Source organism: Erwinia artemisiae, from assembly GCF_051400835.1.
GTDB lineage: Bacteria > Pseudomonadota > Gammaproteobacteria > Enterobacterales > Enterobacteriaceae > Erwinia > Erwinia aeris.
Map to the genome: position 1 here is coordinate 161091 of NZ_JBLFFM010000005.1, position 15265 is coordinate 176355.

Sequence of the window (15265 nt, forward strand, 5' to 3'; positions counted from 1 at the left end):
AGCCGCCCCGCTGACGCTTCCTATAAGAATCCAAAATTATGCTTATCCCTTCAAAACTGAGCCGCCCGATGCGGCTGCAAGATACGGTGGTACGCGAACGTTTACTGGCCCGGCTGGCGGTCGTCCCGGACTATCGTCTGACGCTGGTTACCAGCCCGGCCGGCTACGGCAAAACAACGCTGATGGCGCACTGGGCGGCAGGAAAAAACGCGCTGGGCTGGTATTCGCTGGATGAAAGCGACAATAAGCCGGAACGTTTTGCCAGTTATTTGATTGCGGCGGTGCAGCAGGCCACCGGCGGCCACTGCGTGAAGAGCGAAGCCTTAAGTCAAAAGCACCAGTACGCCAGCCTGAACGCGCTGTTCGCCCAGCTGTTCGTCGAGCTTGCCGACTGGCAGCAGCCGGTGATGCTGGTAATCGATGACTATCATCTGATTACCAATGCGGATATTCATGAAGGGATGCGCTTTTTTCTGCGCCATCAGCCCGATAATTTCTCACTGGTGATCCTGTCGCGCACCTTGCCGCCGCTGGGCATCGCCAATTTACGCGTGCGCGGCCAGCTGCTGGAGCTTATCGTCTCCGAACTGGCCTTTACCCACAGCGAAACCCAGCAGTTTTTTGACTGCCGCCTGAAAGAGCCCATTGAACAGGCGGACAGCAATCGCTTTTGCGACAACGTTGCCGGTTGGGCCACGGCGCTACAGCTGATTGCGCTGTCGGCCAGCCAGTCCTCTACGCCGGCTTTACAGTCTACCCAGCATTCCGCGCGCAAGCTGACCGGCCTGAACGCCAGCCATTTATCGCAATATCTGGTCGAGGAAGTGCTGGATCGGGTCGATACGCCCACCCGCGATTTTCTGCTGCGCTGCTCTTTGTTGCGCTCGATGAACGACGCGCTGATCGTCCGTCTGACCGGCAGCGATAACGGGCAGCAGCGGCTGGAAAATCTGGAAAGCCAGGGTCTGTTTCTTCACCGCATGGACGGCACCGGCGAGTGGTTTAACTTCCATCCGCTGTTCGCCTCTTTTTTGCGGCAGCGCTGCCAGTGGGAGCTGGCCGCAGAGCTGCCGGAAATCCATCGCGCCGCTGCACAAGGCTGGCTGGCGCAGGGTTTTCCGGCCGAAGCTATCCATCACGCGCTGAGCGCGGAAGATACCGGGCTGCTGCGCGATATCCTGCTACAGCACGCGTGGGCGCTGTTTAACCAAAGCGAGCTGGCCCTGCTGGAAGAGTGCCTGAACGCCCTGCGCTATGACCAGCTGATCGTCAATCCTAAGCTGGTGCTGCTCCAGGCCTGGCTGATCCAAAGCCAGCACCGCTATGTTGAAGTCGACGCGCTGCTTTCCCGCGCGGAAAGCGAGATGCAGCGCAGGAATATCTCCATGACGCAGGAGCTTGCCGCTGAATTTAACGCCCTGCGCGCTCAGGTGGCGATCAACGATGGTCGTGAGGAAGAAGCCGCCCGGCTGGCGACGGAAGCGCTGCGCTTTTTGCCGCATAACAGCTATTACAGCCGCATAGTGGCGACCTCGGTCACCGGCGAAATCCAGCACTGCAAAGGCGATCTGGCGCGCGCGCTGCCGCTGATGCAGCAGACCGAACAGATAGCCAGACGCTTTCAGGTGTACCATTACGCGCTTTGGGCCTTGCTCCAGCAAAGTGAAATTTTAATTGCGCAGGGATTTTTACAGGCCGCCTTCGAGATGCAGGATCGCGCCTTTGAGCTGGTGCATGAACAGCACCTTGAACAGCTGCCGATGCACGAATTCCTGCTGCGCCTGCGCTCTCAGGTGCTGTGGTCATGGTCAAGGCTGGACGACGCCGAACAGGCTGCTCGCCAGGGGCTGGAAGTATTAAGCAATTTCCAGCCGCAGCAGCAGCTTCAGTGTCTGGCGATGCTGGCGAAATGCGCGCTGGCTCGTGGTCAGCTTGATAACGCGCAGCACTATTTGCAGCGCTGCGAGAACCTGATCAAAACCGGCCAGTATCATAGCGACTGGGTGACCAATACCGATAAAAGCCGGGTGATTTACTGGCAGCTGACCGGCAATAAAACCGCCGCGCAGCGCTGGCTCCAGCAGGCCGGTAAACCGGGCGGCGCGGATAATCATTTTCAGCAGGGCCAGTGGCGCTCGATTGCGCGCGTACAGATCCTGCTGGAGCAGTTCAGCGAGGCGGAGGTGGTGCTGGACGAGCTGAACAGCAACGCGCGCCAGCTGCGCCTCACCAGCGATTTAAACCGTAACCTACTGTTAAGCAACCTCTTATACTGGCGAACGGGCAGGAAAAGCGACGCGCAGCGCGTGCTGATCGAAGCGCTGAGCCTGGCAAACCGCACCGGTTTTATCAGCCATTTCGTGATTGAAGGCGAAATGATGGCGCAGCAGCTCCGGCAGCTGCTGCAGCTGAACCTGCTGCCGGAGCTGGAACAACGCAGGGCGCAGCAGATCCTGCGTGAACTTAATCAGCACCATCGGCATAAGTTTGCCCATTTTGACGAAAGCTTTGTCAGTAAACTGCTGAGCCATCCGCAGGTGCCGGAGCTGATCCGCACCAGCCCGTTAACCCAGCGGGAATGGCAGGTGCTGGGGCTGATCTATTCGGGCTACAGCAACGAGCAGATCGCGGGAGAGCTGGACGTCGCGGCGACGACTATCAAAACTCATATCCGCAATCTTTATCAGAAGATGGGCATTGCGCACCGTCAGGATGCGGTACAGCACGCCCGACAGCTGCTGGAAGTGATGGGCTACGGCACCCCGGATACGGCGGTGACCTGTCAGCCTTAACTGACAAAATGCCGCTTATCCAGTTTTCTCAGCGCCAGCGCCAGCAGCAAACTGCCCAGCAGCGTCAGCGTAAACACCAGCGGGATATCCAGCAGCGGCCGATCGGTATGATCAAGATGATGCGTCCGCATAAAGTGGATAAACAGCGCGTGGAAACCATAAATTGGCAGGGAATTACGGGAAATAACGCCTAAGATCGGTAAAATTCGCGCGTTCAGCACGTTTTTAAACAGCACCAGCAGGCTGACCGCCGCGATAAAGACCGCCGGGCCGCAGTAGAGATACCAGGTATCGGCAAAGGCGCCGTTAATCGCCATCTGCTTTTTAGTGCCCAGCGCGATAACCGCCACGCAGGCGATAAAAACCGTGCCGGCCAGCCAGCTGACGGCGCGTCCGCCGGTATTCATCGTGCCGATAGCGCGGCCAAACAGCGCGTAGAGCACGTAGTAGAAGCTGTCGCCGTTGATATAAAGATTAAGCGGCAGCCAGTGAAAATGCCCGACCGACTGATCCACCGTGTTGGGATTCGCCAGCACCGCCAGCACCAGCGTCACCGCCGCCAGATAGCCCGCCCGCACGTTTTTGACCTGAATAAGGGGCGAAAGCAGGTAGATAGCGATAATCGCGAAGAAAAACCACAGGTGATAGAACACCGGCTTCTGCAAAATCAGCCGGATGGAAATCCCCTGGCTGATAGGCGTCAGCCACGTGATATAGGCCAGCGCCACCGCGCTGTAAAACGCCAGGCAGAGCACGATGCGCAGAAAATGACGGCCCTGCGCGCTGCGCTCGCCAAAGAACAGAAAGCCGGAAATCATAAAAAAGAGCGGCACGCAGACTCTGGAAGCGGAGTTCAGCAGATTGGAGAGATCCCACGTATGTTCGCCTACTTTTGGCGCGTTGGTCACGTACCAGGTGGTGGTGTGGATCATAATCACCATCAGGCAGGCCACCGCCCGCAGGTTATCTATCCAGGCTATCTTGTCCTTCATGTTTTCCTCTGCTGGCACCAATGCGTATCAGAGGGTAGCCGGATGGCGATTGTTCAACAACTTTCGCGGCGAGAATTTGTAACGGCCCGACAGGATGTTGGAAAACACAGGGTTTCGGCAACAGCGTAAAGCATTAAGTGGTTAGAGATAGCTCGCCCCACTTAACCCTGTTGCTTTCCCTGATGAATAAGGGTGCTTCTGTGTAGTTACATATCAACAACAAACTGGCGATCTGCTTTCATCGTCAACTTACCCATAACGGAACGCAGGCACACAGTAAAAATTATTTAACGTCTGACGCCTGTCGGGACAGGATGTAGCGCCAATTTTCCTGCCGTTCCGCATAAAGAGATGTTTTAAATTTACTTTGACGGACGGCGGCTGTCTTGGGGTCGATATCCTCCAGGCGAACATGCTGAACTTTCAGCTGCTGCCGGTATCTGCCCGTGGGCGCCTTTTTGACCTTACGGGTCAGGCAATTAATCCGCTCGGCATGGCGCTGTATATAGGAAATAAGAAAGGAAGCCCGGCGTTCGGTAATGGAAAAAGCCGCTGAAATTTGCTGACGATCCAGCCAGTCATCCTGTTGCAAACACCATAAGGCGACCAGCATATATAAAGGCTGTTCAGCATGATCTTTCAGAGACAGCGGCACATTAGCGCCGTCGTGATTGCTTTGTTTTACCGCTTTTCGCAGCAAAGGTTGTTTTCCTACACGGTGTAAATTCACATCTTTCTCCTTCAACGATGTAAAAAACCCTGCTTCCAAATTGACAGAAGCAGGGTGGGTGATAACCCTTTTTACCAGCTGTAGTTCACGCCCAGCGTAGCCTGCCATGGCCGTTCGATATCACCGCCTTTGGTGTAATCAAGACCGGCATAGCCGCTGATGCTGTTATCAAATTTCAGTTCCGCGCCTGCACCTACCTGAAGGGCGGTACCGTCAATACTGTTGTTCAGCGTCACGTTATTGATGCGGGCTTTATTGTCGTCAGCAAATTCATGAATGCCGGCCAGGTGGAAGTAAGGCTTCACATAGCCTGCGCTGAATTTGAAGTCGTAGCCCAGGTTGACGCCAAGCTCCCCTTGTACGGAGTTGTAGTCGCTGTTGTTGACCACCATGCCGTTGCTCAGAGTATATTTCGCCCCTTCGAAAGTCCGGCCAGCGAGCTTCGCATAAGGATCTGCCGAGAAGTCGCCATACTGCCAGGCGTAGCCAAGCGTTACGCCCAGACCGTAGCCGTTACTGGAAAACTCCGCCTCGCCTCTGCCGCCGCCCAGCATACGAACGTCGGCGCTGTTGCTGAAGTGATCGAACTGCGCCTGAGTATCGACAAACACACCGTTATCGTAACGGCGCGACAGATAGAATTGCGCACCGTAGCTGTCGATATCGCCGCTGCTGTTCTTCACGTCCATGCTGGAGCGCGAGGAGCTGAAGGCCGCGCCAGTCAGCCAGCTCCCGCCTTTATCCGCGTCAAAGGCGCTGTCCACGCCCAGCATGAGGCCGTTGGTTTTCACTTTATAGGAAGCGTCGCCCGCTACCTTGTTTTTATGCGTGCCGCCAAACCACGAGAGCCAGACGCCGTCCGCATCCGCATGGCGTGCAGCATTCAGGTGGCTGGCCAGCGCATCGGCTTTCTGCACGGCTACGTTGGCCTGAGCGGCAGGCAGGCTTACCGCCGTTGCGGCTGAGTTAGAGAGCTTGCCGTTACGCTTGAAGTAGACGTTGCGCTCGCCCTGCACGGCATCGTTATACTCGTTAACCGCGATATATTGATAAACGCCCAGCTCTGTTTCGCCGTGGAACCAGGCATCGCTGTTAGCGTCTTTGTAATTGACAAAGCTGTGCGGATCGACGGCGGATCCAGAGGCCAGATAGCCGTTTTTGCTATAGGGCTCAATGCCCGAACTGGCGATATTCAGCTGATAATGCCCCGCAGCGCTGCCCTTCACCTGCAATGAACCCCAGACATAGCTGCCGCCGAGATCCAGCAGCGGCTCTACCACGCCTTTGCCGATAGCGATGGTCGAGGCCAGATAATTGCCATTAGCGTCTTTATCCTGAGTCAGGTTGTTATGCACCACTACACGGGCCGTGCTGAGGTTTTCATAGCGATTTTTGCTGCTCAGCGTCGCCGTCGTTTCGTTCAGATTGACCAGGTTCAGCGTAGAAGCGGACAGATTGAAGTCGTGCAGATTGCTGACTTTAACCTCCTCACCGACACCGTTTTTGTTGGTTGCCGCATTCCAGACCGATCCGTTGCTCAGGCTCAAATCAGGCTGCCAGGTCAGCACCCGCGCGCCGCTGGTATGGCCGTATTCCGTCGGATTATTCAGCGTGGTGGTGCCGCTAACGCTGCCGTTCAGCGTGCTGGCGTTCAGATTAACCGCCACCGGCGTCCATTCCTTGTTGAGGTTGGCCAGCACGCTCTGCTGAATAGTGCTGACGGCATTGTTATAAATAGCCTGGGCGGTAGTGTGTACGGTTGGCGCAATATTGACCTGCGCATTGCTGTCCGTTACGTCGACCAGCTGGATTTCATAGCCGGTAACGCCAGCAGCCGTGATATCGCCGTTGATTTCGCTGCTTGTTACGTTCAGCTCGTTGCCGTTATAGGCGCGCTGCAGACTGGTGCTTGCGGCAGTGCCTGTCGCCACGTAGTTGCCGTTAGCATCGCGTTTCACGGTGACGGTGATGACCGGCTTGTAGCCGTCATGGCTAATCCTGATATCGCCGTTCAGAACAGAGCCGCCAGCAATATTGGCGCGGTTGGCATGTCCGGACAGCGTCAGCGATTTGCCCGCGCCGTTTACGCCCCCGGTGAGTTTGGTGCCATCAACGGCGATAAGCAGGCCAGAGCCGCTAACGTTTAGCGCTGTAGAGCGGCTATCGGCGAGATCGCTATAGTCGTTTTGATTTTTATAAGCGTGATTGTCCTGATGAACGGCCGCCAGGTTTTGCGCGACGATTTGCACATTGTTCAGGATGATATTGGCTTCCTGCGGCACGGCATTGGTCGCAATGCCAGCGTTGATCGGGTTGCCCGCACTGTCCGTCTGCCAGTTTACGCCGGTCTGGCTGATATCCAGGCCCACGGCGTGAGGACGCTCGCTGTAATTCTGTTCGTTGGTGCTGCCTGCCACTGACGGATCGGTAGCATAGGCATCTTCTGCAAGGGTATTGTCAATCAGGCTGTCTTTTATGCTCAGCACGTCACGCGCATGGCCATTCCAGCCGGTTTCATATAAATCGCCGGTTACGGTAACCGCAGCGGCAACGTCATTGCTGAGGCTTTTTACTTTGGAATAAATTGTAGCTTCCGTCAGGCCATAGCTGCCGCCTGCCACGTCAGCCGGACGCAGATAAACGTCTGAATTGCGATCCAGCTCGATTGTATTACTGACGGTCAGCGGAATACGGTTGCCTGCAGTATCCAGGACATAGTTACCGTCGGCGTCTTGTTGATATTGAATATTTCCGCTGGTGTCACGCTGATAAAGAGTAACCGACTGCGTTTTGGTATAACGACTTTCCGCCGTTCCCATCAGCAGGCCTTGTATAATATTCGTCGGGCGCGAATGGCCATCGGCCGCTAAAAAGCTGACCTGACGCTCTCCGTGCAGCGAGCGTTCATAATCTTCGTCAACAAAGTGATTCGAATCGAAAGCTAACGTGGCCGCATCCTTGTCCAGATAGCCTGTATAACCCGTACTATTCACCAGCGAGTTAAACCCTGCCGTTTTCGTATTGATGCTCTGCCATGAAGCGCCGCTGGTGGCATCGCCAGACCTCGCCAAATCAGAACCACCAATAAATACCGAGCCGCCGCCGCTATAATAGCCGTTGTTTTTACTCAGCGAGCTCACATCAGGTACGGAAACAGATGATACGCTGGCCGCCATCGCTGTTGCGCTAAGGCCGAACAGGACAGATAAGGCCACAGCGCTGAGTCTGAAGCTGATTTTTTCCATCAATGCAATTCCTTTTCACATAAAAAGACGCAAAAGGTTTATTAAATTAAACCCTGCTTTATCGGTAGTAATTAAGCGATCGATAGTAATTACGCGGTAACCGTGTTGTCTGAATTAATTAAAACCGATCGAGTCTCCTCAAACCAAAATGGCGTGCTGAGAAGAAATTTTAAAAAATAGAGGTTTTATATTTCTTCAGCTAAACTTCAGCCGAATTAAATAACATGGATGAGTTTGAAAATTGCAGGTGAAAGCTGTAAAATGAGTATTTTTACTCGTCTCGATAAAATTATTTTATATATCAAATAACAGCTATCTCCCTAACAATAAACAACTTAATTTAACGTCATGCAGAAGAGGACGTAAAGCCGTTCAGAATGCGCCTGGTGTGAAGAAAACAGAGCTATTTTCTCTTAAGCCTTTTTCTCTTGCACAGATAAACACAGGGAAAGGAAAATTTTTTGTAAAATAAATTAATATTATTTTACCGTGATCGTCCGCCATAAAGAATTAATGCCCAGGCAGGCTATTCTGCCTTTTTAAAAAACAATAAGAAAAATCAACAATAAAAAATAAGATATAATTCAGCCTCGCTCCTGAAATCTTTATCTACTAATATGTTTTATAGCGATTGTTTTTCCCCTGGTGACTGTACTCGATAAGAAATCCTGTTTAACGTCATAGAAAATATCCTGAAACAGCAAGTTGTTTTCAAAAACATTGCTCACCGTTTCTCTGAACGGCTCTGAAGGCGAAATTAAGCCCCTCATAAAAAGAGGCCATGCCGCCGCCTGGTCTTATGGGCCAGCGGCGGTCCTGACAAAATGCCATGGTCAGCCTCGCCGTCGCGGCCGTTGCACTACGCCGAAAATAGCGGATAGCCGCCATAGCCAACATCGGGCTGACTAACCGACGGTCAAAGGGTATACTGACGCCCACTTTTAAAACCGTCTCGCGTGCGAAAACAACATGCAAAAGTTTGATACCAAGACATTTCAGGGTCTGATCCTGACCTTACAGGATTACTGGGCACGTCAGGGCTGCACCATCGTGCAGCCGCTGGATATGGAAGTCGGCGCGGGCACCTCTCACCCGATGACCTGTCTGCGCGCGCTGGGGCCGGAGCCGATTGCCGCGGCCTACGTGCAGCCTTCCCGCCGTCCTACCGACGGCCGCTACGGCGAAAACCCGAACCGCTTACAGCACTATTATCAGTTCCAGGTGATCATCAAGCCGTCACCGGACAATATTCAGGAACTCTACCTCGGCTCGCTGAAAGAGCTGGGTATGGATCCGACTGTCCACGATATCCGCTTCGTGGAAGATAACTGGGAAAACCCAACGCTGGGCGCGTGGGGCCTGGGCTGGGAAGTCTGGCTGAACGGCATGGAAGTGACGCAGTTTACCTACTTCCAGCAGGTCGGCGGCCTGGAGTGCAAGCCGGTGACCGGCGAAATCACCTATGGCCTGGAGCGTCTGGCGATGTATATCCAGGGCGTGGACAGCGTTTACGATCTGGTCTGGAGCGACGGCCCGCTGGGGAAAACCACCTACGGCGACGTGTTCCATCAGAACGAGGTGGAGCAGTCTACCTATAACTTTGAGTATGCCGACGTCGACTTCCTCTTTACCTGCTTCGAGCAGTACGAAAAAGAAGCGAAAAGCCTGCTGGAGCTGGAAAAACCGCTGCCGCTGCCAGCCTACGAACGCATCCTGAAGGCGGGTCATACCTTTAACCTGCTGGACGCGCGTAAAGCTATCTCCGTGACCGAGCGCCAGCGCTATATTCTGCGCATCCGCACCCTGACCAAAGCCGTGGCTGAAGCTTACTATGCGTCTCGCGAGGCGCTGGGCTTCCCGATGTGCAATAAAAAATAAGAGGCAGCCATGACTGAAAAAACATTTCTGGTGGAGATCGGCACCGAAGAGCTGCCGCCGAAGGCGCTGCGCAATCTTGCCGAAGCCTTTGCCGCGAATTTTACCGCCGAACTGGATGCCGCCGGCCTGACGCACGGCGAAGTAAACTGGTATGCCGCGCCTCGTCGTCTGGCGCTGAAGGTCGCAGACTTAAGCGCTGCGCAGCCCGATCGCGAAGTGGAAAAGCGCGGCCCGGCCATCGCCGCGGCTTTTGATGCCAACGGCGTCGCCACCAAAGCGGCGGAAGGCTGGGCGCGCGGCTGCGGTATCACCGTCGATCAGGCCGAGCGTCTGAGCACCGACAAAGGCGAATGGCTGCTGTATCGCGCCCATATGAAAGGCGAAAGCGCGCAGTCGCTGCTGCCTGCGATGGTTGCCACCTCGCTGGCGAAGCTGCCTGTTCCTAAACTGATGCGCTGGGGCGATTCCGACGTGCAGTTTGTGCGTCCGGTACACACCGTGACGCTGCTGCTGGGCGAAGAGAGCATTCCGGCCACCATTCTGGGTATCGACTCCGCCCGCACTATTCGCGGCCACCGCTTTATGGGCGAACCGGAATTCACTCTCGATAATGCCGATCAATACCCGCAGATCCTGCTGGAGCGCGGCAAGGTGCAGGCCGACTTCGAGGCGCGTAAAGCGCAGATCAAAGCCGATGCCGAAGCGGCGGCGAAAGAGATTGGCGGCCATGCCGATCTGAGCGACAGCCTGCTGGAAGAGGTCGCCTCGCTGGTAGAGTGGCCGGTAGTGCTGACGGCAAAATTCGAAGAGAAGTTCCTCGCGGTGCCGGCCGAAGCGCTGGTTTACACCATGAAAGGCGACCAGAAGTATTTCCCGGTTTACGACGATGCGGGCAAGCTGCTGCCGCACTTTATCTTTGTGACCAACATCGAGTCGAAAGATCCGTCGCAGATTATCGCCGGTAATGAAAAAGTGGTGCGTCCTCGTCTGGCCGATGCGGAATTCTTCTTTAATACCGATCGCAAACAGCGTCTGGAAGACAATCTGCCGCGTCTGGAAACCGTTCTGTTCCAGAAAGAGCTGGGCACGCTGCGCGATAAAACCGACCGCATTCAGGCGCTGGCTGGCTGGATTGCCGCACAGACTGGCGCTGACGTCAATCATGCGACCCGCGCCGGTCTGCTGTCCAAATGCGACCTGATGACCAATATGGTGTTCGAGTTCACCGACACGCAGGGCGTGATGGGCATGCACTACGCCCGTCATGATGGCGAAGCGGAAGACGTTGCCGTGGCGCTGAACGAGCAGTATCAGCCGCGCTTTGCCGGTGATGAACTGCCGTCCAACCCGGTCGCCTGCGCGCTGGCGATTGCCGACAAGATGGACACGCTGGCGGGTATTTTCGGCATCGGCCAGCATCCAAAAGGCGATAAAGATCCGTTCGCGCTGCGTCGTGCCGCGCTGGGCGTGCTGCGTATTATCGTCGAGAAGAATCTGCCGCTGGATCTGCAAACGCTGACCGAAGAAGCGGTGCGCCTGTATGGCAGCAAGCTGAGCAACGCGAAAGTGGTCGATGACGTGATCGACTTTATGCTGGGTCGCTTCCGCACCTGGTATCAGGAAGAAGGCCACAGCATCGACACCATCCAGGCCGTGCTGGCTCGTCGCCCTACTCGTCCGGCGGATTTCAACGCGCGTATGAAAGCCGTGTCCCACTTCCGCACCCTGGAAGAGGCGGCTGCGCTGGCGGCGGCTAACAAGCGTGTCTCCAACATTCTGGCGAAATCCAGCGAAACGCTGAACGACAGCGTGCAGGCCTCGCTGCTGAAAGAGAACGAAGAGATCCAGCTGGCGACCTACGTGTCTGCCTTAAGCAGCAAGCTGGCGCCTTACTTCGCGGAAGGCCGCTATCAGGATGCGCTGATCGAGCTGGCGCAGCTGCGCGCCGCCGTGGATAACTTCTTTGAGAAAGTCATGGTGAACGCGGAAGATCGTGAAGTGCGCATCAACCGTTTAACCCTGCTGACCAAACTCCGCCAGCTGTTCCTGGAAGTTGCGGATATTTCTCTGCTGCAGTAAATCCTCCTCCCACCTGAGGGAAGGGGTTTAAAGCTGACGGTAACAAACCCGCCATAACGGCGGGTTTTTTTTAGCCTTTCGCTTTCATATCAATCACAAAGCGGTACTTCACGTCGCCTTTCAGCATCCGCTCAAACGCCATTTCTACGTCTTCCAGACGGATAACTTCCACGTCTGACACAATGTTGTGCTCGCCGCAGAAATCCAGCATCTGCTGCGTTTCCGCAATGCTGCCGATAGAGGTGCCGGAAATGCTCAGACGCTTAAAGACGACCGGCGTCACGTTTGGCGACTTGTGCGGCGCATCCGGGATGCCGACCAGCACCAGATGACCGTTGGTTTTCAGCGCGTTGAGATAAGGATCGAGATCGTGCGGTGCGGCCACGCAGTCCAGAATAAAGTCGAGGCTGTTGGCCTGCGCCGCCATCTGCTCTGCATCTTTAGACACCACCACGCTGCTGGCACCCAGGCGCAGCGCATCTTCGCCTTTGGCCGGCGAAGTGGTAAACAGCACCACTTCCGCGCCCAGCGCGCTGGCCAGCTTGACGGCCATATGCCCTAAACCGCCCAGGCCAATAACGCCCACGCGCTGGCCGGGCTGAATATTCCAGTGTTTAAGCGGCGACCAGGTGGTTACGCCCGCGCACAGCAGCGGCGCGACCGCGCTCAGCGTCAGGTTTTCCGGCACGTTAACCACGAACTTGCTGTCTACGACGATGCTGTCGGAATAGCCGCCGAAGGTTTTACCACCGATCGTTTTCTCTTCGCCGTTATAGGTAGCGGTAAAGCCCGCTTCGCAATATTGCTCTTCGCCCTGACTGCACTGCGAGCAGTGGCCGCAGGAGTCGACCATCACGCCGACACCGACCAGGTCGCCCGCTTTGAAGGTGCTAACGTCGCTGCCGGTAGCAATCACGCGGCCTACAATTTCATGGCCGGGCACCAGCGGAAACGTGCTGACGCCCCATTCGTTGCGCGCCATATGCAGATCGGAGTGGCAAACGCCGCAGTAGTGGATATCAATATGCACATCGCCGGCTTGCAGTTCGCGGCGTTGAAATTCGAATGGTTCAAGAGAAGTAGTGGCAGATTTTGCTGCCAGGCCTTTAACCTGCATGTGGCTGTCCCCTGTTGGGCAAAGCCGCGTAGAGTAGAGAAATGCGCGGGCCGGGGCAAGCCGGAATTGTAAATGAGAGTGGAAAGGCTTTAGTTAATTAATATACAATCAACGCTTTAGGTACAATGGTATGAAACCCGCTTTTCGTTACCTTTTGTGTTGCACTGCACTCTTCGCTTTTCCGCTGCTTATCGCTAACAACTATTATATTGACGATATTGGCCGCTCGACCCTGGGCTATACCAACTGGGGGGCAGATGGACGTCCTCTTGCTGATATAGTGATGAAGCTGCTTTTTCTCAGCTCGCATATGACCGATATATTTCCCCTGCCTTTGCTGCTGAGCATTTTTATGCTGGCATTCAGTCTGCATCAAGTCACGAAAAAAGCGCTTACAGGCTGGCAGTTACCGGGCCTTGTATTAATCCCGCTGACTTTTTTTGCCAACCCCTATCTGGCAGAAGTCTTTTCCTACCGATTTGATGTTCTTACGCTTACGGCAGCCATCAGTCTCAGCCTGCTTTACTTTTGCCTTCCTTCACACAATCGCTGGCTAAGGTTTGTGACAGGCACGATGATGTTGATTGCTATTTATTGTCTGTACCAGACGGCGATCAATATTGCGGTTCTGCTGGTAATGGCAGGGCTTTATCAGCAAATGGCCAGACAGGATACGGCGAAGGCAATCCTCACCACGCTCTTGCATCGCGTCGTTGAAGTGCTGCTTGCCACGGTAATCTATCTGAAGCTTATTCTGACGGTCACTTTCTCCGGAAAAAACGAGGCCAATCACCCGGCGCTGGCGGTTGGCAACCTGTGGAAAACATGGACAGAGAATAGTGAAGCCTACAGCCAGTTTATTGCCGATACGCTGGTTAAAAATCATGGCGGAATGCACTACCTGCTTGGCATAACGATCGCTATGTGGCTATCGGCTCTGGCGTTAAGCCTGCTTTTTTTACGCCGTCAGCGCGACGTCATGGCCGCTGCCGTTGCCGTTATCGCATTGATTACGCCTTTTATTGCCCTGTTAATGATCCCTGGCAGCCTGCTGCTGTTGCAAAATCCATTGCTCTCCGCTCGCTCGTTGATCGCTGTCAGTGGCTTCATGCTTCTTGCCGCTTTAGTCATTAATTATGCCCTGACGCCCCGCCTACAACAGGCTAACTGGCTGCTGCTGATCCCTGTTGTATACGGCATGACGGCTTATTACGCTTACGGCAACGCGCTGCGCCAGCAGGATAAATTTAATCAGAGCCTGGTTCAGGAAATAAAATGGGATATGCGGGAGCTACCGTCTGAAAGTTTTTATTTGTTCTTTAACGGACAGGCGCCGCGATCGCCTGTTTATACTAACTCATTGAAAAACTATCCGATGCTTTCAGTAATGGTTCCTGATTATTTCGCTAACTGGTACTGGCCTTTCCCTTATATGAAAAATAATGGGTTTTCAGCGCTGTGGCCTGCGCCAGACAGTGGCGTCACGACGGATACCGCCCAATACCTTTGTCACGGAAAACCTGTTGCGCAGAATCAGGATTATATGATGTACAGAAAAGATAAGGTGATATTGATTGATTTCACTCATGCCAGCTGCGGCAGCTAAGACAAAATCTTAAAACACAAAACCCGCCAGCGGGCGGGTTTTTCAATTACTGGCACAGCAAAAGACCGTTTTTTACTATCCCAGCAGCTCACGGCTGAGACAAGGATTTGATTGGATCAACAGCATTAATTTTTGAGCACTGCGCGAAGGTTTACTGCGCTTCGCTTCCCAGCTCTTAACCGAGGAAACACTAACGCCCATTGCCAGGGCAAACTCATCAACTTCCATGCCGGTAATTTCCCGTATGCGTTTTGGTTCGGGCATTAACACTTCACCCTTTAATGCGGGAGCGGCCTGGATAACTTCACGCGTAAGCACAATGTGCTCAAGGCTGGACAACAACTCACCCATTGGGTCTTTAACTTCCATAGAGCACTCCTCATAAAAATCACGAATGTGAACAACCAGAGGGAGGATCTGAGGCCCAGATCCCGAATGCTGGCGAACAACAGCCTGAGGAGCTCATCGAGACAGCGCAGGTTAACGCCAGGATTTTTAGTATGGGCGCAAACTCAAACTTTTGCGCTCAAATTTTTGACTATTTTTTAAACCTGAACGCCAAAAATCTTTACATCCCGACAGACGGCTTCAGGCTACGCCATACGGGGCCTGAGGTGGTAACGATTACAGGAAACTGGACAGAGAGTAAGCAGAACGGTAGTTATCAGAAAATTCCTAACACATGGATAACTTTGCTGCTGACAGAAAAAATAAAGCGGCGCGTCAGGGCAGATTAAGCGTAGCCGTCAGCGTGGCGGTTTTGCTCTTTGCCGCTGGCGTAGAACAGAGCGTTTCTGCGCCACATTCGGCCCGGTTAAGCGTTTGA

Annotated in this window: 10 protein-coding genes; 5 read left to right on the forward strand and 5 right to left on the reverse strand. The window is 54.4% G+C overall.

Features of this window, described 5'->3' with window-relative positions; genetic code table 11:
• Positions 1 to 38 precede the first annotated feature (38 nt).
• Entirely contained in the window at positions 39 to 2792 is a 2754-nt protein-coding gene (gene malT / locus ACMGEE_RS13535) for an HTH-type transcriptional regulator MalT (protein WP_253456610.1), read from the forward strand.
• Here the strand turns inward: malT and ACMGEE_RS13540 are convergent.
• The 3 genes from ACMGEE_RS13540 to ACMGEE_RS13550 all read right to left on the reverse strand — a co-directional run bounded on the left by ACMGEE_RS13540 (position 2789) and on the right by ACMGEE_RS13550 (position 7759).
• The gene (locus ACMGEE_RS13540) at positions 2789 to 3784 is read right to left on the reverse strand and encodes an acyltransferase (RefSeq protein ID WP_436830204.1); all 996 of its coding nucleotides are present in this window, start codon (positions 3782 to 3784) and stop codon (positions 2789 to 2791) included. The two genes, malT and ACMGEE_RS13540, sit on opposite strands and share 4 nt — an antisense overlap.
• A 283-nt stretch (positions 3785 to 4067) precedes the next feature.
• Positions 4068 to 4622, reverse strand: coding sequence for a CaiF/GrlA family transcriptional regulator (locus ACMGEE_RS13545; protein ID WP_436830205.1), 555 nt, complete (start codon positions 4620 to 4622; stop codon positions 4068 to 4070).
• Positions 4586 to 7759, reverse strand: a complete 3174-nt coding sequence (locus ACMGEE_RS13550) for an autotransporter outer membrane beta-barrel domain-containing protein (RefSeq protein WP_436830206.1) — start codon at positions 7757 to 7759, stop codon at positions 4586 to 4588. The genes ACMGEE_RS13545 and ACMGEE_RS13550 overlap by 37 nt, the downstream gene beginning before the upstream one ends.
• Before the next feature lie 969 nt (positions 7760 to 8728).
• On the opposite strand from ACMGEE_RS13550, the gene glyQ reads away from it, so the two are divergent.
• Both glyQ and glyS read left to right on the forward strand, forming a co-directional pair.
• Positions 8729 to 9637, forward strand: coding sequence for a glycine--tRNA ligase subunit alpha (gene glyQ, locus ACMGEE_RS13555; protein ID WP_253456618.1), 909 nt, complete (start codon positions 8729 to 8731; stop codon positions 9635 to 9637).
• 9 nt (positions 9638 to 9646) lie between these two features.
• Entirely contained in the window at positions 9647 to 11716 is a 2070-nt protein-coding gene (gene glyS / locus ACMGEE_RS13560; RefSeq protein ID WP_301730589.1) for a glycine--tRNA ligase subunit beta, read from the forward strand.
• Between the two features lie 70 nt (positions 11717 to 11786).
• Here the strand turns inward: glyS and ACMGEE_RS13565 are convergent, their stop codons facing one another.
• A complete protein-coding gene (locus ACMGEE_RS13565) occupies positions 11787 to 12833 on the reverse strand; it encodes an NAD(P)-dependent alcohol dehydrogenase (protein WP_301251537.1) in 1047 nt (348 codons plus the stop codon).
• A gap of 130 nt (positions 12834 to 12963) precedes the next feature.
• On the opposite strand from ACMGEE_RS13565, the gene ACMGEE_RS13570 reads away from it, so the two are divergent.
• A complete protein-coding gene (locus ACMGEE_RS13570) occupies positions 12964 to 14439 on the forward strand; it encodes a glucosyltransferase domain-containing protein (protein WP_253456628.1) in 1476 nt (491 codons plus the stop codon).
• A gap of 75 nt (positions 14440 to 14514) precedes the next feature.
• On the opposite strand, the gene ACMGEE_RS13575 is transcribed toward ACMGEE_RS13570, so the two are convergent.
• Positions 14515 to 14808: an HTH-type transcriptional regulator gene (locus tag ACMGEE_RS13575; protein ID WP_125289253.1), complete on the reverse strand. Its 294-nt coding sequence runs from the start codon at positions 14806 to 14808 to the stop codon at positions 14515 to 14517.
• Positions 14809 to 14939: 131 nt separating this feature from the next.
• Between ACMGEE_RS13575 and ACMGEE_RS13580 the strand changes: the two genes are divergently transcribed.
• On the forward strand, positions 14940 to 15176 hold the full coding sequence (locus ACMGEE_RS13580; RefSeq protein ID WP_253456631.1) for a hypothetical protein: 237 nt from the start codon (positions 14940 to 14942) through the stop codon (positions 15174 to 15176).
• Positions 15177 to 15265: the final 89 nt, after the last annotated feature.